Source organism: Brachybacterium sp. p3-SID1565, assembly GCF_025143785.1.
Classification (GTDB): Bacteria; Actinomycetota; Actinomycetes; order Actinomycetales; family Dermabacteraceae; genus Brachybacterium; species Brachybacterium epidermidis.
On sequence record NZ_JAMBDS010000009.1, the window covers coordinates 1 to 19,417 of the forward strand.

Here is a 19,417-nt window from a genome sequence, read left to right on the forward strand (position 1 = left end):
GCTCAGCCTGAGGTGGTGATGGAGTCGTCGGTGATGCCGGCGGCCCGCCGCGCGGCCAGGCGCGCCTTCTGCGGTTCGATCACGCGGCGCGGATCCTTGGTGGACTCCAGCCCGGCCTCGAGCACACCGAAGCGGGTGAGCACCGAGGCAGCCACCAGGGCAGCACCGCCGGCCATCGACAGGGCGCGGCTGCGGCCACCGAGGACGGCCAGCACACCGCCGCCGATCGCCAGGCGCTCCGCCCACTCGAGCATCTGGCCCGGCCTGCCGGTCTCCAGCGGCTCCGCCTCCAGGGGGTGCATCGACTCCTTCATGGCGCGGGAGGCGAGCACATCTCCCACCACCCCGGCCGCGGCAAGCACGCGCGCGGGACGCGCCTGATCCACCGGGGTGGTGATCATGGCGGCACCCCCCGAGGCCAGCGAGGCGGAGGAGGTGAACAGGTAGGACATGTGATTGCGACCGGCGGACCAGGTGGGGACTGCGGTGTCGCCCAGCAGTGCACCCGTGTAGGACGCGAGTCCCGGGCCAAGGGCGGCCTGGCCCAGGGCAGCAGGCCCTTCCGCTGCCTTCAGCAGCGGACGCAGCGCACCCAGCGGGACCTTCTCGCCCAGCATCCGATCCACCTCGACCGCGCCCAGCACTCCGGAGATGGTGCCGAAGCTGGCCAGGATCCAGGTGCCCAGGCTCATCGGTGAGCTGATCTTGACGGTGCGCATCATGTTCAGGAAGCGCTCCGGGCGGCCCAGGTCCTCGATCAGGGCCAGCGTGCCCACGCCGACCGCACCCAGCGCCAGCAGACGACCGTTGCGGCGCAGCGCCGGGCGATCCGTCAGCTGGGCGCCATAGGACAGCAGCGAGGAGCCACCGGCCAGGCCTCCCAGGAACAGGTACACGGCGATGGGGCCTCGCCACGGCGGGGCCTTGACCACCTGACGCCCGTAGTAGGAGTCGAACTGGACGTCGTCCACCAGCGCCATCTCGCGTGAGCCGTCCGCTCCCACCTGGCCCGCGCGCCGCCGTCGACGGCGGCCCGTCCCGGAGCGTCCCTTGCGGGGCTCCTGGGGCGGTCGATCGGAATCGAGATCGGAGATGCTCACCGCTTGCCTCCCATGAACGCCAGAGCCGTGGCCGCGATCATGCCGGCGGCGGCCACACCGGCCCGCAGGTACATCTGCGGAAGGTACTTGGTGGAGACCTGCGGGTCCGGCGGCAGGCCGTACACCTCCGGCTCATCCAGCAGCAGGAACACCGAACCGATGCCGCCCACGCCGTCCTTCGGATTGGCGCCGTACAGGCGGGCCTCGGTCATGCCGCGCTCGTGCAGCTCACGGACGCGCTCCTGGGCATCTCCCACCAGATCGTCGTGATCGCCGAACTTGATGGAGGTGGTGGGGCAGGTGGCCGAACAGGCCGGCTGCTCGCCGTCCACCAGACGGTCGTAGCACAGGGTGCACTTCTTCGCGGTGCCCATGCCGGGCACCCCGCCGTCGTGCTCCACCCGCGGGGACACGGTGCCGTCGTCACGACGCTCGATCACGCCGAAGGGACAGGCACCCACGCAGGTGCCGCAGCCGTTGCAGACGTCCTCCTGGACCACCACGGAGCCGAACTCCGAGCGGAAGATCGCACCGGTGGGGCACACGTCCAGGCAGCCCGCGTTGGTGCAGTGCTTGCAGACGTCCGAGGACATCAGCCAGCGGAACTCGGGAGTGTCCGGCGGGGTGGTGTCCACCCCACCCAGATCGCCCTCGGGCAGATCACCGCGGCGGCGGCCCGGCTTCGGGCCGATCGTGGGCATCCCCAGACCGACCAGCTTCCGACCCGACTCGCGCGCTTCCTCGATGCGGTCCTGGCCCTGCTCGACGAAGGCGACGTGGCGCCAGGTGTTGGCACCGAGCGCCCCGGTGTTGTCGTAGCTGGAGCCCAGGATCTCCAGGTCCCCGTCCACGGGGTTGCGGTTCCACTCCTTGCACGCCACCTCGCAGGCCTTGCAGCCGATGCAGATCGAGGTGTCCGTGAAGAATCCCTTGCGGGCATGGTCATGACCCCATCCGGAGGAGGCGGCGGGGCCGGCGGACCCGGCGAGCAGGCTCATCGGTTGTTCATCTCCTTCATCGACGGGGTGCCATCGGGAACAGCGGTGGCCTCCTCCGGGCCGCGGACCTCGTGCGGCGAGAAGCCGTCCACGGGGCCTTCACCGGGGGCGCCCATGGCACCGTCGACCTCGGCTTCCTCGGCGGGCACCAGCCCGGCGCGGTCGCGGTACTCGTCCACCAGCGCGCGGAGCTCGGCCCCATGGGGACGGCGGCCCGGGCGGATCGCGCAGGCGCTGTTCTTGCTGTTCTGGATCTGCACGTTGGCGTCGAGGTTCATGGCGATGAGGTCGTTGACCCCGTCGCCGGAGACCACGGCCTCCTTGCCCCGCGCCCAGTGGTAGGGCAGGCCGATCTGGTGGACCGTGCGATCACCGATCTGCAGCGGCGTCATCCGCTCGGTCACCAGCACCTTCGCCTCGATCGCGGAGCGCGCCGAGATGATGGTGGCCCAGCCGTACGGCTCCAGCCCCAGCTCGTCGGCCAGCTCCGGCGAGACCTCGCAGTACAGCTCCGGCTGCAGCTCCGCCAGGTACGGCAGGAAGCGGCTCATGCCTCCGGCCGTGTGGTGCTCGGTGATCCGGTACGTGGTGAACACGTACGGGTACACGTCGCCGCCCTCGGAGGACGCACCGGGCGAGGACAGGTTGTCCTTGCTGGTGAACGTCACCCGGGTGGGGTTGGACTGCTGCGAGTACAGCGGGTTCTCGACGTTCGACTCCGGTCCCTCGTAGTGGGTGGGCAGGGGCCCGTCCACCATGCCGGTGCCGGCGAAGAGCCAGGCACGGCCGTCGGACTGCATGATGAACGCGTCGGTGCCCGCCAGAGCCGCGGCGCCGCCCTTGGATGGATCGCCCGGATCGTCCGGTCGTTTGGTGGGCGGGAAGTCGGGGACGTCCAGCCCGGTCCACTTGCCCTGCTCCTCGTCCCACCACACGTGCTTCTTGCGCTCGCTCCAGGGCTTGCCCTGGGCGTCCGCAGAGGCGCGGTTGTAGAGGATGCGACGGTTGGCAGGCCACGCCCAGCCCCACTCCAGGGCTGCCTGCGGCTGCTCCTTGCCGGGCTTGCGGCGGCGGGCCTGGTTGATGCCGTCGGCGTACACGCCGGTGTAGATCCAGCAGCCGCCGATGGTGGTGCCATCGTCCTTCATCTCACCGAAGGACTTCAGGGGCTCACCGGCCTTCTCACCGGCGATGTGCCGACCGTTGATCTCGGCCAGCACCGCCTCGGCATCCGGCTCGCCGTTCTCGTCCACCGGGTAGTCCCAGGTGAGTTCGAGGATCGGCCGGTCGCGCTCATCGGTGGAGTCCTTGAGCTTCTCGCGCACGCGCTTGCCCAGCTCGTAGGCGAACTCCAGCTCGCTGATCGCATCACCCGGCGCGTCCACGGCCTTGTCGCGCCACTGGACCATGCGCTGGGTCTGGGTGAAGGAGCCCGACTTCTCGGTGTGGTTGGCGGCCGGCATGAAGAACACCTCGGTGCCGATGTCCTCGGGTCGGGTCTCCCCCGACTCGATCTCGGCGGAGTCCTTCCAGAAGGTGGCCGTCTCGATCATGTAGAAGTCACGGACGACCATCCACTTCAGGTGCGCCAGGCCCTGTCGCTGCATCCGCCCGTTGGCCGAGCCCACAGCAGGGTTCTGGCCGAACAGGAAGTAGCCGTCCACACCGTCCTCGAGCATGCGCATGAGGGTCTGGTAGGTGCCATGGGCGCCGGTGAGCTTGGGCAGGTAGTGGTAGGCCCACTCGTTCTCGGCCGTCGCATTGTCGCCCCACCATGCCTTCAGCAGGTTGATGGCGTAGATGTCGGCGTTGGCCCAGAAGCCCTTCTGCTCCTTCTTGCCGATGGCCCGCGCGTACTCCGCGAAGGAGTCCTGGCCGACCTTCGGCATCGGCAGGTAACCGGGAAGGATGTGGTACAGGGTGGGGATGTCCGTGGATCCCTGGATGGTGGCGTGGCCGCGCAGGGCCATGATGCCGCCGCCCGGGCGGCCCATGTTGCCCAGCAGCAGCTGGAGCACCGCGGAGGTGCGGATCATCTGCGGGCCGCCCTGGTGCTGGGTCCAGCCCAGTGCATAGGCGAAGCAGGTGGTCCGCTCCCGGCCGGAGTTCTCGGTGACCGCCTTGGCCAGGTACTCGAAGTCCTCCTGCGAGATGCCGCAGGCGGCCTGGACCATCTCCGGCGTGTACCGGGCGTAGTGGCGCTTGAGGATCTGGAAGACCGTGCGCGGGTGCTGGAGGGTCTCATCACGATCCGGCAGGCCCCGCTGGAGCATGTCCTTCTCGCCCTGGTAGGCCCACGACTGGTTGTCATAGGTGCCGGTCTCCGGGTCGTACCCGGAGAACAGGCCATCGAGATCCTCGGTGTCCTCGAAGTCCTCGCGGATGATCGTGGACGCGTTGGTGAAGGTCTTGACGTACTCCTCGAACCAGAGGTCGTTCTCCAGCACGTAGCGGATCACGCCGCCCAGCAGCACGATGTCCGTGCCGGAGCGGATCGGGATGTGCTTGTCCGCATTGGCGGAGGTGCGGGTGAAGCGGGGATCCACGTGGATCACCTTCGCACCGCGCTTCTTGGCCTCCATCACCCACTGGAATCCCACCGGGTGGGCCTCGGCCATGTTCGAGCCCTCGATGACGATGCAGTCAGCGTTGGCCATGTCCTGCAGGTACTGCGTGGCGCCGCCACGTCCGAACGAGGCTCCCAGACTGGGAACCGTGGACGAGTGTCATATGCGGGCCTGGTTCTCCATCTGGATCGCCCCGGCGGCGGTGAAGAACTTCTTGAGGAGGTAGTTCTCCTCGTTGTCGATCGTGGCACCGCCCAGGCTGGCGATGCCCATCGTGCGACGGACGGGCCGACCCTCCGGGTCGACGTCCTCCCAGTGGTTGCGGCGCGCCTCGATGAAGCGGTCCGCGATCATGTCCATCGCTTCCTCGGCGTCGAGGTCCTGCCACTCGGTGGCGTAGGGGGCGCGGTACTTGACCTTGGTCTGGCGCAGGGTGGAGTTGGCGAGCTGCTCACTGGCCGCGCCCTTGGGGCACAGGCGGCCGCGCGAGACGGGCGAGTCCGGATCGCCTTCGATCTGGATGACCCGACCGTCCTTGTGGTAGACGCGCTGGCCGCAACCCACGGCGCAGTAGGGGCAGACGCTCTGGGCGACACCGTCGGCGGTGGCGGTGCGCGAGGTGGTGCTGCGAGTCTTCTGGGACATGACCGCGGTGCCGCGTCCGGTCTTGTCCGCACCCCGCAGCTGCCGGATCACCGGCCAGTCAAGGAACTGGGTAGACATGGATCCACCATAGCACCGGGCAGATCGAAAGTGGCCTCTGTCCTGCGCAAAGGCTCGGCACAACCCCTCAATTCCGCAACGCCGACGGTGCGGATATCGGCGCGGGGCAGGTGGCGCCGGTCAAGATGCCTCGGGTGAGCCGTCCTCGCGGATGCGCTCGTGGTGCCGGATCACCTCGGTGACGATGAAGCGCAGGAACGCCTCGGCGAAGGTGGGATCCAGGCCCGCCTCACGGGCCAGGGCCCGCAGCCGGTCCACCTGGCGCTCCTCCCGGGCCGGATCGGCCGGCGGGAGCCCGTGCTCCGCCTTCAGCACGCCCACGCGCTGGGTGTGCCGGAAGCGCTCGGCGAGCAGGTGCACCAGCGCCGCGTCGATGTTGTCGATGCTGCGCCGCTCGTCCAGCAGGACCGCCTGCGCCTCGGTCGCGTCGTCTGCGCCCGTCGGGACCGCCTGCGCCTCGGCGTCGTCTGCGGGCATCAGGCGCTCTTCTCGCCGCGCGCGCGCCGTGAACCGCGCTCACTGTCCTTCTCGGCGTCCTTCCCGGTGAGCATCATCGGGGCCCTCCCTTCGGTGATCACGCCCTCGGTGATCACTACACGGGTCACGTCGTCGCGGGAGGGGACGTCGAACATCACCGGTTGCAGGGCATCTTCCATGATGGCCCGCAGTCCGCGTGCGCCGGTGCCGCGCTCGATAGCCCGATCCGCGATGGCCTCCAGGGCACTTCGCTCGAAGTCCAGTTCCACCCCGTCCAGTGCGAACATCCTCTGGAACTGCTTGACCAGTGCGTTGCGGGGCTCGGTCAGGATGCGGATCAGCGCCTCCCGGTCGAGGTTGGCCACGGAGGTGATGACGGGCAGGCGGCCGATGAACTCGGGGATCAGCCCGAACTTCAGCAGGTCCTCCGGCAGCAGTTCGGCATAGATCTGCTCCTGCTCCATCGGCGTGTGCAGTTCCGCCCCGAACCCGATGCCGCGCTTGCCGATGCGGGAACCGATGATGTCCTCGATCCCGGTGAACGCCCCCGCCACGATGAACAGCACGTCGGTGGTGTCGATCTGGATGAACTCCTGGTGCGGGTGCTTGCGCCCGCCCTGGGGCGGCACCGCCGCGACCGTGCCCTCAAGGATCTTCAGCAGTGCCTGCTGGACGCCCTCGCCGGAGACGTCGCGGGTGATCGAGGGGTTCTCGGCTTTGCGCCCGATCTTGTCGACCTCGTCGATGTAGATGATGCCCCGCTGGGCCCGCTCCACGTCGTAATCGGCGGCCTGCAGCAGTTTCAGCAGGATGTTCTCCACGTCCTCGCCCACGTATCCGGCTTCGGTGAGGGCTGTCGCATCGGCCATGGCGAAGGGCACGTCGAGCATCTTGGCGAGGGTCTGGGCCAGGTAGGTCTTCCCGCACCCGGTGGGTCCCACGATCAGCACGTTGGACTTGGCGACCTCGACCTCGTCGTGCTCGGCGGGCTGATCCGCATCCGCGCCCTTCGGGGCGGGCCGGGTCGGGCCCGTGGGCCCGGACGGTCCCGCACCGGCCCCGGCGGTCGTGGCCTGCTGCGCCCTGATCCGCTTGTAGTGGTTGTACACCGCCACTGCCAGGCCCCGCTTGGCAGGCTCCTGGCCGACGACGTACTCCTCCAGAAAGTCGAAGATCTCCCGGGGGGTGGGGAGGGCGGCGGGCTTCTCGGGGGCAGGCTGGGCGGCCTGGATCTCCTCGGCGATGATCTCGTTGCACAGTTCGATGCACTCTTCGCAGATGTACACGCCCGGCCCCGAGATCAGCCGTTCCACCTGCTTCTGCGACTTCCCGCAGAACGAGCACTTGAACACCTCAGCACTCTCGCTCGTGCGCGCCATGTGCTCCCTCCCGGTCGGTACGGACAACGCACCCAGGCTACCCGCGTCTTGGCGTGGGCCCCGATCATTGACCCGGCCGGGGTGTCACCGGTCTGCCCGGCCGCTCACGGGACCGGTGCCCGTCGGTGGGCGAGCACAGCGTCCGATGGGGCCACGGGCGCTGTGTCCGAGGGGGTGGCGGGTTCGGCTGCCGAGGGGGTGCCGGGCTGCGCACTGGGCCGGGCCAGGGCGCGCTGGATGACGAAGGACACCGCGAACAGCAACAGGTCGGTGAGGACCTTCGCCGCCAGCAGCGGCATCCCGATGCCGCTCAGCACCGGAAGGACGACGGCCGCGCCCACCACGAGGCCACCGGCCAGCATCACATAGTGCAGCAGACTGCGAGCCCAGCCCACACCACCGGTGCCCAGCACCAGATACCGGTTGATCGACCAGTTCAGCGCGCCGGAGACCGCCCGCGCCACGGCCAGGGACACCACCAGGGGATTGCCCGAAGCGGCCAGCAGCAGGAACAGTCCGGTGTCCACGACAGCCGCGCCGAGTGAAGACAGGGCGAAGGCGAACAGCGGTGCCAGCACCCGTAGGGAGTCCCGCACGGGGCGGAAGTGACTGGAGGCGTTGTCGTCGGTGTACACGGCGCGGATCAGCACCTGGATCAGCTGGTGGCGGCGCTTCAGATGGGTCATGAGGTGCCTCATCTCGTACTCGTAGCGGGAACCGGGGGTGGCGGCGGCCGTCGCCAGCAGGTGGGGGTCGATTCCGCGCAGGCCGGTCTGGGTGTCGTGCAGCCAGTGACCGGTCACCGTCGCCAGCAGTACGGAACTGGCGTGATTGCCCACCCGACTGCGCAGCGGGGTGCCGGGTCCGAAGCGCCGCACCCCCATCACCAGGGCGGGCGCGGCGGGGTCATCGCGTTGGGCCTGGGTGAGCGCGGCGGCGACGGCGGCAACATCCCGGGGTCGGTGCTGGCCATCGGCATCGACCGTGACCACCCCGCACCCCGGGAACAGGGTGCGAGCCGCCTCGATCCCAGTCTTCAGCGCGGCGCCCTTGCCCCGGTTGAGGGGACTGCGCAGAACATGGGCTCCCTGCCGTTCCAGGAGCGCGAAGAGCACGTCCGCACTGCCGTCGGGGCCGGGACCGGTGCCGTCGTCGACCACGATGATGCCGAGCGGCCGTACCGCCTGGCGGAGGGGGGCGAGGAGAGCGGGCATGGCCACGGAGGGGTTCAGCACCGGTATCAGCAGCACCACGGCGGGCACGGGCGAGAGAGGGTGCACCGGGGCGTTCGGTTGCACCGGGGCGCTCGGGGGCGCCGTGGTGGGGCTGGTGGAGTCATGCACGGCGCTCACCCCGCCACGTACAGGATGTCGGAGGTGCCGCGTTCCTCATTCTTGCCACGCGGCCTGTTGACCAGCTCCCCCTGGAAGACCATGGTGCTGGAGCCGCCGCCGTCCAGGTTGTAGCCGACGACGCAGTCCTCGTCGAGCAGCATCTGCCCCAGGGCGGGCCTCGTCATCCGTCCAGCGGTCGCATCTGGCATCGGGCGGGTCATCCACGATGCGACCGGCCGTCATCGTCTCACCGTGAGATCTGCGGCGAGGCGTCCTTCCGAGAGGCGAGCACCTGGTCCACCAGACCGTAGTCGAGCGCGCCCTGGGCGGTGAGGATCTTGTCACGCTCGATGTCCCGGCTGATCTGCTCCTTGGAGCGGCCCGAGTGGTGCGCGAGGGTGTCCTCGAGCCACTCGCGCATGCGGAGGATCTCGTTGGCCTGGATCTCGATGTCCGAGGCCTGGCCTCCGCCCTGACCACCCATGGCGGGCTGGTGGATCAGGATGCGGGCGTTGGGCAGGGCGAGCCGCTTGCCCGGGGCTCCTGCAGCCAGCAGCACGGCGGCGGCGGAGGCCGCCTGCCCCAGGCACACCGTGGTGACCTCGGGCTTGATGTACTGCATCGTGTCGTAGATGGCCGTCAGCGCGGTGAACGAGCCGCCGGGGCTGTTGATGTACAGGGTGATGTCGCGGTCCGGATCCTGGGACTCGAGGACCAGCAGCTGGGCCATGACGTCATCGGCGGAGGCGTCGTCCACCTGGACGCCCAGGAAGATGATGCGGTCCTCGAACAGCTTGGTGTACGGGTCCTGCCGCTTGAAGCCATAGGCAGTGCGCTCCTCGTACTGGGGCAGCACGTAGCGCGACGTGGGCATCGGGCCGGCCTGCGCGAAGGGCATCGCCGGGGTCGTGGAAGCGGACGGGCGGGGATCGAAGGTCACGGGTTCTCCTTGCGTGAGAGGTGCGGTGGCAGGGGGTGAGGGGCGGAAGGTCAGTCCTCCGTGCCGCCACCGCCCGTGACGTCACCGGCGCGGTTGACGATCTTGTCGATGAAGCCGTACTCCAGGGCCTCCGCAGCGGTGAACCACCTGTCGCGATCGGAGTCGGCAGTGATCTGCTCGACGCTCTTGCCGGTCTGCTCGGCGATCAGCTCGGCCAGCTGACGCTTCATGGACAGGATCAGATCCGCCTGGATCTTGATCTCGCTGGCGGTGCCGCCCAGCCCGCCGAGCGGCTGGTGCATGAGCACGCGGGTGTGCGGGGTGGCGAAGCGCTTGCCCTTGGCGCCCGAGGAGAGCAGGAACTGCCCCATCGAGGCCGCCATGCCCATGCCCACCGTGACCACGTCGGGCTGGATGTACTGCATGGTGTCGTAGATGGCCATGCCGGCGGTGATGGAGCCACCGGGGCTGTTGATGTAGAGGTAGATGTCCTTGGTGGGGTCCTCGGCGGCCAGCAGCAGCATCTTGGCGCAGATGGCATTGGCGTTGTCGTCCCGCACCTCGGAGCCGAGCCACACGATGCGCTCGCGAAGCAGCCGCTGGTAGACGTTGTCGTCGAGCCCGAGCGGGTACTCCCCGGTTGCGCTGCGGGGCGAGTTGTCATGGGGCGTGGAGGTCACGGGTGTCTCCTTCGTGGTGGGATCGGCGATGAGATGACTCTAGGCGCTGGGTGCGACGAAGCGGTCCCCTGTTCGCCGCGGGCGCACTGCGAGGCGCCGAGAGCACCCGAAGGCGCGGAAGCTCAGCGAGCACCTCCGGGGGTGACACGGACCGCACTCCCCCGCGGCCCTCACCCCCGGGAACGTCAAGTCGTCCCCGCTTCGAGTAACGTCCGATGGCTCCCCGGCAAAAGCATCGTCAAGTTCGTTCCCCGGCCCTTCCAAGCAGGCTGACCGCAGGCACCACCGGCTCCTACGGTGGTTTCACCGCCTGGAGCCCGTGAGGATTTCGGGCCCGGTCCCACCGGACCGCAGAGCCCGACCGTCGCCACCCGGCGAACGGGACGCAGAACAGAACAGACACCCTCGGCAGCCCCCGACCGAGGCTGGAAGGAACGAAGAGCACACCATGGCACAGCACAACACCCACCGCGCCGCAGGCCGCGCCACCACCCCGATCAGCAACGCCCACGTGGCCGCCCGTGGCATGGGTGGTGCGGCCGTCCTGGGCACCGTCCTCGTCGGCTCCGCCTTCGTCGGTGGCGCCGCGCAGGCCGCCCCCAGCGCTCCCGCTCCTGCGGCGCCCGTGACGGCTCCCGCCGCACCCGCCACCGCCCCGGCCGCCCCCGAGGCCGCCGCCCCGAGCCTGGTGCTCAACAGCACCGAGAAGCTGCGCTGGGGATCCCGCGGCGGTAACGTCTCCGACCTGCAGAGCGGCCTGAACCAGAACGGCGCACGCCTGGCCGTCGACGGCATCTTCGGCCCCCGCACCCACGCGGCCGTCAAGGACTTCCAGCGCGCCAACGGCCTGCAGGTCGACGGCGTGGTCGGTCCCCAGACCCGTGGAGCCCTCAACGGCGGCTCGTCCGTGCCCTCCGGCGGCACGTCCGCACCGACCTCCGGCTCCGTCTCCAGCAGCTCGATCGTCGAGCGCGCCCGCTCCGTGGTGGGCACCGGCTACACCTGGGGCGGCTCCTCGCCCAGCAGCGGCTTCGACTGCTCGGGCCTGGTCACCTACGCCTACCAGGGCTCCGGCCTGAACCTCAACGGCCGCACCAGCAGCCAGATCACCAACGGTGGCCGCACCATCTCCCAGTCCCAGGCCCAGCCCGGTGACATCGTGTCCTGGCCCGGCCACATCGGTATCTACGCCGGCAACGGCCAGGTCATCGACGCCTCCGGCTCCAAGTACCGCGTCACCGAGCGCGGGATCTGGGGCAACCCCACCTTCGTGACCTACCGCTGATCCTCAGCCACTGATCACACGCCGGCAGGCCCCGCGCCCCCCCCGGGAGCCGGGCCTGCCGCTGTTCCGGCGCGGCGGGCCAGTCAGGCCCGACAGTCGTCCTGGTGCAAAGGCCGGTCCACAACCGGCCCCGCCCTGTTCGGCGGCCGGATGCTCACCTCCTGAACAGGCCCCCGATAACCCGGAATGGACCTTTCTGTTCCACCCGAGCGCGAACGTGGAACGGAACGCCCATTCGGCTTGGACGCCCACTGGAGAGGACGCGCCCGCGGGGTGAACGGATGGGTCGACGCGAACGGGCCGCCACCCCCGTTGGGGATGACAGCCCGTTCATCGCTCAGACCCAGCACGTGGCCAGGCCACGAGCTCACTTCTCGGCAGGGGCGTCCTCGTCGGCCTTCTTGGCCGGAGCCTTCTTCACCGGTGCCTTCTTGGCAGGGGCCTTCTTGGCGGGAGCCTTCTTGACAGGCTTCTCCTCGGCGTCCTCGGACTCCTCAGCAGCCTCCACCTTCTTCGCAGCGGCGGTCTTGGCCGGAGCCTTCTTCGCGGGTGCCTTCTTCGCCGGGGTCTTCTCAGAACCCTCGTCGGGGTCCTCGTCCTCCGAGCCCTCCTCGGACTGATCAGCCTTCAGGCCGAGGTCCAGCGCCTCGCCCTTCTCGTTCTTGACCGTCACATCGGCGAGGGCCACGTCGAGCGCCTTGGAGCGCTGCACCTCGGCGAAGATCTGCTCGAGCTGTCCTGACTGCGCCAGCATCTGCAGCAGCTGGTTGGGCTCGATGCCGTACTGCGCCGACAGCTGGGTCATGTAGGTCATCAGGTCGTCCTGGCCGACCTGGACCTCGCGGGTCGCATTGATCTCGTCCAGCAGGAACTGGGCGCGGATCGCCTTGACGGTGTCCTCGCGGATCTCCTCGCCGTGCGGATCGCCGGCCTCCTTGCCCTCGTTCTGCAGGTGGCCGAGGATCTCGTCCTCCACCAGCTGATCGGGCACGGGGATCTCGATGTCCTCCAGGAGCTTCTCCAGCAGGGCGTTGCGGGCGAGGGCCACGCGGTTGCCCTCGGCGTCCTTCGCGGCCTGGGTGCGCAGGTCGTCCTTGAGCTCGTCGATGGTGTCGAACTCGGAGGCCATCTCGGCGAACTCGTCGTCGGCCTCGGGCAGCTCGCGCACCTTGACGGACTGCGGAGTGACCTTGATCAGCGCATCCTGACCGGCGTGCTCACCACCGGCGAGCTTGCTGGTGAAGGTGGTGGTCTCCCCTGCGGACAGGCCCTCCAGAGCCTCGTCCAGCCCCTCGAGCATGTTGCCCTGGCCGATCTGGTAGGAGACACCCTCGACGGACTCGATCTCCTCGTCCTCGATGGTGGCCAGCATGTCCAGGGACACGAAGTCGCCGTCCTCGGCGGGGCGGTCCACGCCCACCAGGGTGCCGAAGCGCTCGCGCAGCTCGGTCAGGCGCACCTCGACGGCATCGTCGTCGACCGCGGGCTCCTCGATCTCGATCTCGACGGAGGAGAAGTCCGGCAGCTCGATCTCGGGGCGCACGTCCTGCTCGACGACGAACACGAGGTTGCCGTCCTCGGAGCCGTCCAGGCCGGGGATCTCGCTGACCTCCACCTCGGGGCGGCCCACCGGCTTGAGCTCGACCTCGGAAGCGGCCTTCTGGTAGAAGTCCGGCAGGGCGTCGTTGACGGCCTCCTGCATGATCGCGGGCCGGCCGAAGCGCTGCTCCACGAGGCGAGTGGGGACCTTGCCCTTGCGGAAGCCCGGGATCTGAACCTGGTCGGCGATCTTCTTGGTGGCGGCCTCGACGGCGGGCTTGAGCTCGTCGAAGGGCACCTCGACGGTGAGCTTGACCCGGGTGGGGCTGAGCTTCTCGGACGCGGTCTTCACTGGTCAGGTCTCCCTGTGGATGAGTCGTTCAGGTGGTCTACGTGTTCGCCGCGGGGCGCAGGTGGTGCAGCGACCCGGAGGCGGAGTCGGGGTGACAGGATTTGAACCTGCGGCTTCCCGCTCCCAAAGCGGGTGCTCTACCAAGCTGAGCTACACCCCGGAGGGCAACCCACCGGATATTACCCGTTCGCGGCACCGTGCGCTGTGCCCACCCGATGGCGCTGTGAGCAGATGCATGCTTCCAACCGGGTCCTGCGGCGTGATCCTGAGGCCGGGATCTGGTTCAATGGTCTGCGATCCCCGCCTGCAGCGACCATGCGAGCATCCGGGGATCGCCACCGGTCCAGGCGGGCCGCAGCGTTCCGCATTCAGGCCAGAATCCGGCATCGCTGCAGGTCATGCGGATGTAGCTCAATGGTAGAGCCTCAGTCTTCCAAACTGATTACGCGGGTTCGATTCCCGTCATCCGCTCTCGTGTCCTGAGTCGCGACATGGTTGACAGACCTGTCGCGACTCAGTTTTTTCTGCTGCCGGGGGTCACCGCCGGGGCGGGGACCGATGCGCCGGTGGGTGATCTGCGGATTCGCGGCGCAGGCGAGTACAGGGTCAGCGCCGTGCGCCCCGGTGCGGATCGGCGGGGCCTTGACGATCTCGCACGGAGCGGCCTGGCCGCGCCCTGATCCGGAACCGCCCCGACCACGTTGTCCGGATTCCGGTGGCACCGCGAGCCGTCGAGGAGTTCACTGGGGGCATGCAGGAGCTCACCGATGACCAGCGCTACGCCGCCATCACGGCGAGGGACGCCCGTTCCGACGGCGTGTCCTTCACGTGCGTGCGCTCCACCGGCATCTCCTGCCGCCCCTCCTGCCCCTCGCGCACCCCGGGCCGCGACCGCGTCGAGTTCGTGCCCAGTGCTGCTGCCGCCGTGGCGCGCGGCCGGCCGGCCGGCCGGTACCGCGCCCGCATCCGTCCTGCCGAAGGATCCATCACGACCATGCCCGCACCGCTGATGGCCGGCATCCGCCACCGCAGGATCGACACGCCCCTGGGCACCTACGTGCTCGCCGCGGGCGACGATGCCCTGATCGGGGTCTGGCGCCAGCAGCAGAAGCACTTCCCGGTGGTTTCCCAGCTGGGCGATCCCGCCGGCCACACCCACCCCGTTCTCGATGCCGCCGCGACCCAGCTGGGCCAGTACCTGGCCGGTGAGCGCACCGACTTCGAACTGCCGCTGGCCGCGGTGGGCACCCCGTTCCAGCACCGCGTCTGGGAACAGCTGCAGCGGATCCCGTTCGGAGGCACCACCACCTACGGCCAGATCGCCCGTTCGGTGGGGAGTCCGCGGGCGGCCCAGGCGGTGGGCGCCGCCGTCGGTTCCAATCCGCTGTCGATCGTGGTCCCCTGCCACCGGGTGCTGGCCTCGAACGGGGCCCTGACCGGGTATGCGGGTGGCGTGGAGACGAAGCTGGCGCTGCTGCGGCTGGAGGGCGTGCTGGCGGATTGAACGGCCGCGCCTCGCCGGCGACCGCCCCGGCAGGGTGTGCGGGCGTGGGGCTCACCCGCTCCACATGATCGCAGTGGCACGATGGCCAGATGACCGATGCGCCGTTCCGATTCCCCGTCGCCGCCCGCTATGCGGGCATGGAGTCCTCCCCGCTGAAGGACATCTTCTCCCTCGCAGCTCGGGAGAACGTGGTCTCCTTCGCGGGCGGCATCCCGGATCCGCAGCTGTTCGACCTGTCGCCGATCGCGGAGGCCTACGACTGGGTCCTCACCCATCAGGGCACCCGGGCCCTGCAGTACGGGGTCAGCGAGGGCGAGAGGGAACTGCGCGAGCAAGCGGCACGGCGGCTCTCGCGCACGATGCCCACCGATGCCTCGCAGATCCGCGTCACCTCCGGCTCCCAGGAGGGTCTGTTCGTGATCGCCCAGGCGATGCTGGAGCCGGGGGACGTGGTGCTGGTGGAGTCCCCCACCTATCTCGCCGCGGTGCAGGCCTTCGCCGTGCACGGCGCCCACATGATCGGGGTGGACACCGATGAGCACGGCGTGGTGCCCGATGCGCTCGAGGAGGCGATCCGCACCCACCATCCCCGGTTCGTGTACCTGATCCCCACTTTCCAGAACCCCACCGGACGCACCATGCCGGTGGAGCGGCGTCAGGCAGTGGCCGAGGTGCTGCTGCGCACCGGCACCCCCCTGGTGGAGGACGACCCCTACGGTGAGCTGAGCTTCACCGGGAGCACCTGGGCGCCCATCGCCGCCCTGCCGGGGATGAGCGAGCGCACCCTGCTGCTGAACTCGATGAGCAAGCTGATGAGCCCGGGGGTGCGCATCGGCTGGATGCGCGCCGAGGGGCCCATCCTGGACACCCTGGCCGTGGCGAAGGCGGCGATCTCCATGCAGTCCTCCGTGGTCGACCAGCTGACCGTGGCCCGCTACCTGGCCACCGCGGATCTCGACGCGCACGTGGCGCAGGTCAGCGCCGTGTACCGGGAGCGGCGCGATGCGATGGCGCAGGCCCTCGCGCCACTGCTCCCGGCCGGGGCACACATCACCCACCCCGACGGCGGGATGTTCCTGTGGGCGGCCCTCGGGAAGGGCTACGACGCCCAGGACATGCTGACCGAGGCGGTCGACGCCGGCGTCGCGTACCTGCCGGGCTGGTCCTTCTTCGCGAGCGATCCGGACCGCTCCACGATGCGCCTCAGCTTCGTCACGCACTCCCCCGAGGTGATCGGGGATGCGATCTCCCACCTGGGTGAGGTCATCGCGCGGCGGACGGAGTCACTCCAGGGGCACCGAAACCTATAGTGGGCTCGTGCTGCTCCTCTCAGACCCTCGACTGCTGGAGATACCGGTGGAGGACACCGGTGAGCCGCTCATCGATCTCACGGATGTCTCCGACCTGAGGATCGATGACCGCAAGGCCGACCCGGAGGGCGCGTGGCGCAGGCTCCGCCGGAAAGTGGCCGAGCGACTGCTGATCGCGCGCAGGGCGCTTCCCGATCGGTTCGACCTGCTGTTCATCGAGGGCTACCGCCCTGCCGGGCTCCAGAGCCAGTACTTCAGCGAGTATCTGTCCCACCTCATGGCGCAGGATCCCGGCCTGAGCGAGCACGCGGCCCGCATCGAGGCCAGCAAGTACATCTCGCCAGTCGAGGTCGCCCCGCACCCGTGCGGAGCCGCCGTCGATCTGACACTGACCGAGAACGGCATCGAGGTGGACATGGGCACCCCTGTGAACCAGACGCCGGAGGACAGCGCGGGCGCATGCGTCATGAGTGCCGAGAACATCTCTCCGGGCACCCGACGGGCACGGCAGATCCTGACCGAGGCCATGGACGCAGCCGGCTTCGTGAACTACGAGCCTGAATGGTGGCACTGGTCCTACGGCGATCGGATCTGGGCCGCACGCACGGATGCTCCGTCCGCGCTCTACGCACCCCTCTGAGAACGAGGTCCCCCACCTCCCGAGCGCACGCGTGGTCGTCCCGGAATCGGGCGTCCGCGACCTCGGTCATCCTCGGGTCGGGGTCGATGCCGCCCACCCTCAGCTGCGCAGCTCGCGGAAGCGGGAGCGGGTCATCAGCACGATCCCCAGCACCAGCAGCACGGCACCGAGCAGCAGCCACAGCGCGCCCATCGTCCCTCCCACCGCCAGCAGCCCGCCTGCCATCAGGGCCAGCAGGATCGCGTCGGACTGCCACACCAGCATCGGGAACACCGAGAGGTCGCCCTGCGCAGTGGGCATCGGGGTGGCCAGCTGCAGCGGCATCGGCCCCTTGGCGGCGGCATGCACCCGCAGCGCCACCAGCACGGGTGCCAGCGCCACCGGCACCAGCACAGCCGCCGGCACCGCAGCGCCTCCGCCCCCATCACTGCCGACAGCAGCGCCGGTCCCCCACAGGGACACCACTCCTCCCAGGGCGCCCATCGCCCCGAGCAGCAGCGTCGGCGCGAGGAAGTGCAGCACGGCCTGCACCGCCGCGCTCTGCCCCAGCAGCGCCGGCGCGCCGAGCGTGTGGACGGCATGCCGGATGCCGTCGACGAAGGAGCTGCTGGCGGCCCAGGCGCCGAGCGTGCCGACGGCGATCGCGGTCCAGGCCAGCGGCCCGGTCCCCAGCAGACCCCAGCCGAGTGCGCAGGCCGACAGACCCGCACCGAGCACGCCGATCACCGAGCGCTCCGGGGTGCGCAGCCAGGCGACGGCGTCGCGTCGGGCGTAGAGCAGGACCATGGGTCCCCCTCCTATCGCGGGCAGGCGACGACCGGTGCTGGCCCGCGCCCGGAAGGCGCCGGCGGCCGCGGTGAGGTCCCCGGTGGTGGCGGAGGTGGAGGCCGTCTCCCAGCGCATCGCCTGCTCCAGCAGCACCGCGCCGCGCAGCCGGTCCAGGCCCGGCACGCAGGCCGCGACCGCGAGGGTTCCGATGGCGATCAGCCCGATCGCCCAGGCTGCGGAGTCACCGCCCGCCAGCGGGTAGGCGGCGCCGGGGCCGATGGGGACGGGCACCGCCGCGCACAGCACACCCAGCATGGCGAGCACGACCGCCAGGATCCGCCGCGGGGTGCCCCTCAGCAGCTCCCCCAGGAACCAGCAGGCGCCCAGCAGCAGACCGGTCCCCACGGATGCGAGCAGGAACCAGGCTGCTGCCTGCAGGTCAGTGCGCCCCACCGTGAGCAGGGTGATGCCGATGAGCGCAGCCACGGTGGCGCACCCCGTCACCGGCACCAGCACAGAGCGCACGAACGGCCGCCACAGCACGGCACGGCGACGAATCGGTCCTGCCGCAAGGGTGGTGGTGAAGAACGGCGCCAGCAGCGCCGGGCCGCGCACGGCCCCGACCAGCAGGAGCGCAGCCGCTGCCATCAGCGCCACCGCAGTGGCCGTCCTCGGGGCGGCATCGGCAAGCAGCACGGGGACCACGTCCGGCCGGGCCAGTCCCATGCCGATCGCCCTCAGCACGGGGATGACCAGCACCGCGATGCTCAGCACCACCAGGTAGACCAGGTAGGCGATGTCGGTGCGGCTACGGGCCCCTCGGCGGGAGGCCCAGATGCTGCGGATCGCCTCCAGCGAGGCCCGCTGCTCGCGCTTGTCGACGGCGTAGTTCACTCCTGGATCTCCAACACCTCGGTGGCCAGCTCCTGCACCAGGCGCGGGCTGTGACTGGCGATCACCAGCGCAGCGCCGTCCTGCGCACGCCGCCGCAGAGCACCCATCACCAGTCCCAGGCGATCAGGATCCAACCTCTGCTCGGGTTCGTCCAGCACCAGCACGTCGAAGGGGCGCGCCAGCGTGAGGGCGATGGCGACCAGCTGGCTCTGCCCGCTGGAGAGCTCATGGGGGTACCGGGCGCCGAGCTGCGCGATGCCCAGCTCGGCCAGCTGCTCCTCGGACCGGGTGCGCGCGTTCTTCGCCCGCACACCCCAGGTCGCGGCGATGAACTGCAGGTGCTCGGCGATGGTGAGGTCTCGGGCTGTCTGCGGGGGGCCGATCAGAGCGGCGAGGCTGCGGCGGAAAGAGCGGTCCCGGTCATCCGGCACCCGGCCCCGGACCAGCACCTGCCCGGAGGTGGGCTCGAGGATCCCGGCGATGGTGCGCAGCAGCGTCGTCTTCCCGGCGCCGTTCGGCCCGGTCACGGTGAGGATCCCGCCGGGATCGACCGATCCGGTGGCCTCCACCAGCAGCACCGCGCCGTCGAGCACCACACCGACCTGGTCGATCAGCACGGCAGGTCCGTCAGGGTGGGCGGCGTCGGGGTTGGGTGGGGTCATGGTCCCATTCCATCCCATTCGGTCCACGGGGCGATCCGACCTCGGTCGACACGTTCCCGACCGAGGTCGACAGCCCCCAGGGGGTGCATGCACACTAGGAAACGTCACCCCCTAGATTTCACGTCAGAAACATGGGATGATGATGACGCTCCGTCACAAGTGTCGTCGGCCTGAAAACGCAGGTCGACAGACATTCGCGCCATCTCGCCCTGCCTCCCCGCCCCATGGGCCGCCCGCAGGAGCCCGATCGGCCGCCCCGGACCCA

15 protein-coding genes, 2 tRNA genes and 1 pseudogene are annotated in these 19,417 nt (G+C 69.7%); 5 read left to right on the plus strand and 13 right to left on the minus strand.

Annotated features, from left to right (window positions below; all coding sequences use genetic code 11):
* Positions 1-2: 2 nt before the first annotated feature.
* The 9 genes and pseudogenes from nrfD to M4D54_RS03835 all read right to left on the minus strand — a co-directional run bounded on the left by nrfD (position 3) and on the right by M4D54_RS03835 (position 10,198).
* Positions 3-1,100, minus strand: a complete 1,098-nt coding sequence (gene nrfD, locus M4D54_RS03795; RefSeq protein ID WP_193865445.1) for an NrfD/PsrC family molybdoenzyme membrane anchor subunit — start codon at positions 1,098-1,100, stop codon at positions 3-5.
* Positions 1,097-2,098 (minus strand): 4Fe-4S dicluster domain-containing protein, encoded by a 1,002-nt coding sequence (locus tag M4D54_RS03800; protein WP_259890342.1) that lies wholly within the window; start codon positions 2,096-2,098, stop codon positions 1,097-1,099. The genes nrfD and M4D54_RS03800 overlap by 4 nt, the downstream gene beginning before the upstream one ends.
* Positions 2,095-5,388 carry a formate dehydrogenase-N subunit alpha gene (gene fdnG / locus M4D54_RS03805; protein ID WP_259890343.1) on the minus strand — a complete coding sequence of 1,098 codons (3,294 nt, stop codon included), beginning with the start codon at positions 5,386-5,388 and terminating at the stop codon, positions 2,095-2,097. Before fdnG ends, M4D54_RS03800 begins: the two co-directional genes overlap by 4 nt.
* A gap of 120 nt (positions 5,389-5,508) precedes the next feature.
* Entirely contained in the window at positions 5,509-5,865 is a 357-nt protein-coding gene (locus tag M4D54_RS03810; protein ID WP_259890344.1) for a chorismate mutase, read from the minus strand.
* Entirely contained in the window at positions 5,865-7,244 is a 1,380-nt protein-coding gene (gene clpX / locus M4D54_RS03815) for an ATP-dependent Clp protease ATP-binding subunit ClpX (RefSeq protein ID WP_259890345.1), read from the minus strand. Before clpX ends, M4D54_RS03810 begins: the two co-directional genes overlap by 1 nt.
* A 104-nt stretch (positions 7,245-7,348) precedes the next feature.
* On the minus strand, positions 7,349-8,596 hold the full coding sequence (locus tag M4D54_RS03820) for a bifunctional glycosyltransferase family 2/GtrA family protein (RefSeq protein WP_259789189.1): 1,248 nt from the start codon (positions 8,594-8,596) through the stop codon (positions 7,349-7,351).
* A pseudogene (locus M4D54_RS03825) lies at positions 8,593-8,763 on the minus strand (phosphodiester glycosidase family protein); the annotation flags it as partial. The gene M4D54_RS03820 and the pseudogene M4D54_RS03825, both read right to left, overlap by 4 nt.
* 62 nt (positions 8,764-8,825) lie before the next feature.
* Positions 8,826-9,476, minus strand: a complete 651-nt coding sequence (locus M4D54_RS03830) for an ATP-dependent Clp protease proteolytic subunit (protein WP_193865581.1) — start codon at positions 9,474-9,476, stop codon at positions 8,826-8,828.
* Between the two features lie 92 nt (positions 9,477-9,568).
* Entirely contained in the window at positions 9,569-10,198 is a 630-nt protein-coding gene (locus tag M4D54_RS03835) for an ATP-dependent Clp protease proteolytic subunit (RefSeq protein WP_193865452.1), read from the minus strand.
* A gap of 448 nt (positions 10,199-10,646) precedes the next feature.
* On the opposite strand from M4D54_RS03835, the gene M4D54_RS03840 reads away from it, so the two are divergent.
* Complete coding sequence (locus M4D54_RS03840; protein ID WP_259789188.1) at positions 10,647-11,483, plus strand: NlpC/P60 family protein; 837 nt, start codon at positions 10,647-10,649, stop codon at positions 11,481-11,483.
* Positions 11,484-11,850: 367 nt separating this feature from the next.
* Here the strand turns inward: M4D54_RS03840 and tig are convergent, their stop codons facing one another.
* Both tig and M4D54_RS03850 read right to left on the minus strand, forming a co-directional pair.
* Entirely contained in the window at positions 11,851-13,374 is a 1,524-nt protein-coding gene (gene tig, locus M4D54_RS03845) for a trigger factor (protein WP_259890346.1), read from the minus strand.
* A gap of 86 nt (positions 13,375-13,460) precedes the next feature.
* Positions 13,461-13,534: transfer RNA gene (locus M4D54_RS03850), tRNA-Pro, on the minus strand.
* 240 nt (positions 13,535-13,774) lie between these two features.
* Here M4D54_RS03850 and M4D54_RS03855 point away from each other — a divergent pair.
* The 4 genes from M4D54_RS03855 to M4D54_RS03870 all read left to right on the plus strand — a co-directional run bounded on the left by M4D54_RS03855 (position 13,775) and on the right by M4D54_RS03870 (position 16,828).
* Positions 13,775-13,845: transfer RNA gene (locus tag M4D54_RS03855), tRNA-Gly, on the plus strand.
* 280 nt (positions 13,846-14,125) lie between these two features.
* Positions 14,126-14,878 (plus strand): methylated-DNA--[protein]-cysteine S-methyltransferase, encoded by a 753-nt coding sequence (locus M4D54_RS03860; protein ID WP_259890347.1) that lies wholly within the window; start codon positions 14,126-14,128, stop codon positions 14,876-14,878.
* Positions 14,879-14,967: 89 nt separating this feature from the next.
* Positions 14,968-16,188 carry a PLP-dependent aminotransferase family protein gene (locus tag M4D54_RS03865; protein WP_259890348.1) on the plus strand — a complete coding sequence of 407 codons (1,221 nt, stop codon included), beginning with the start codon at positions 14,968-14,970 and terminating at the stop codon, positions 16,186-16,188.
* A gap of 7 nt (positions 16,189-16,195) precedes the next feature.
* A complete protein-coding gene (locus tag M4D54_RS03870; protein WP_259789184.1) occupies positions 16,196-16,828 on the plus strand; it encodes a M15 family metallopeptidase in 633 nt (210 codons plus the stop codon).
* A gap of 99 nt (positions 16,829-16,927) precedes the next feature.
* Here the strand turns inward: M4D54_RS03870 and M4D54_RS03875 are convergent, their stop codons facing one another.
* Both M4D54_RS03875 and M4D54_RS03880 read right to left on the minus strand, forming a co-directional pair.
* Positions 16,928-18,490: a hypothetical protein gene (locus tag M4D54_RS03875; protein ID WP_259890349.1), complete on the minus strand. Its 1,563-nt coding sequence runs from the start codon at positions 18,488-18,490 to the stop codon at positions 16,928-16,930.
* Positions 18,487-19,152: an ABC transporter ATP-binding protein gene (locus tag M4D54_RS03880; RefSeq protein WP_259890350.1), complete on the minus strand. Its 666-nt coding sequence runs from the start codon at positions 19,150-19,152 to the stop codon at positions 18,487-18,489. Before M4D54_RS03880 ends, M4D54_RS03875 begins: the two co-directional genes overlap by 4 nt.
* Positions 19,153-19,417: the final 265 nt, after the last annotated feature.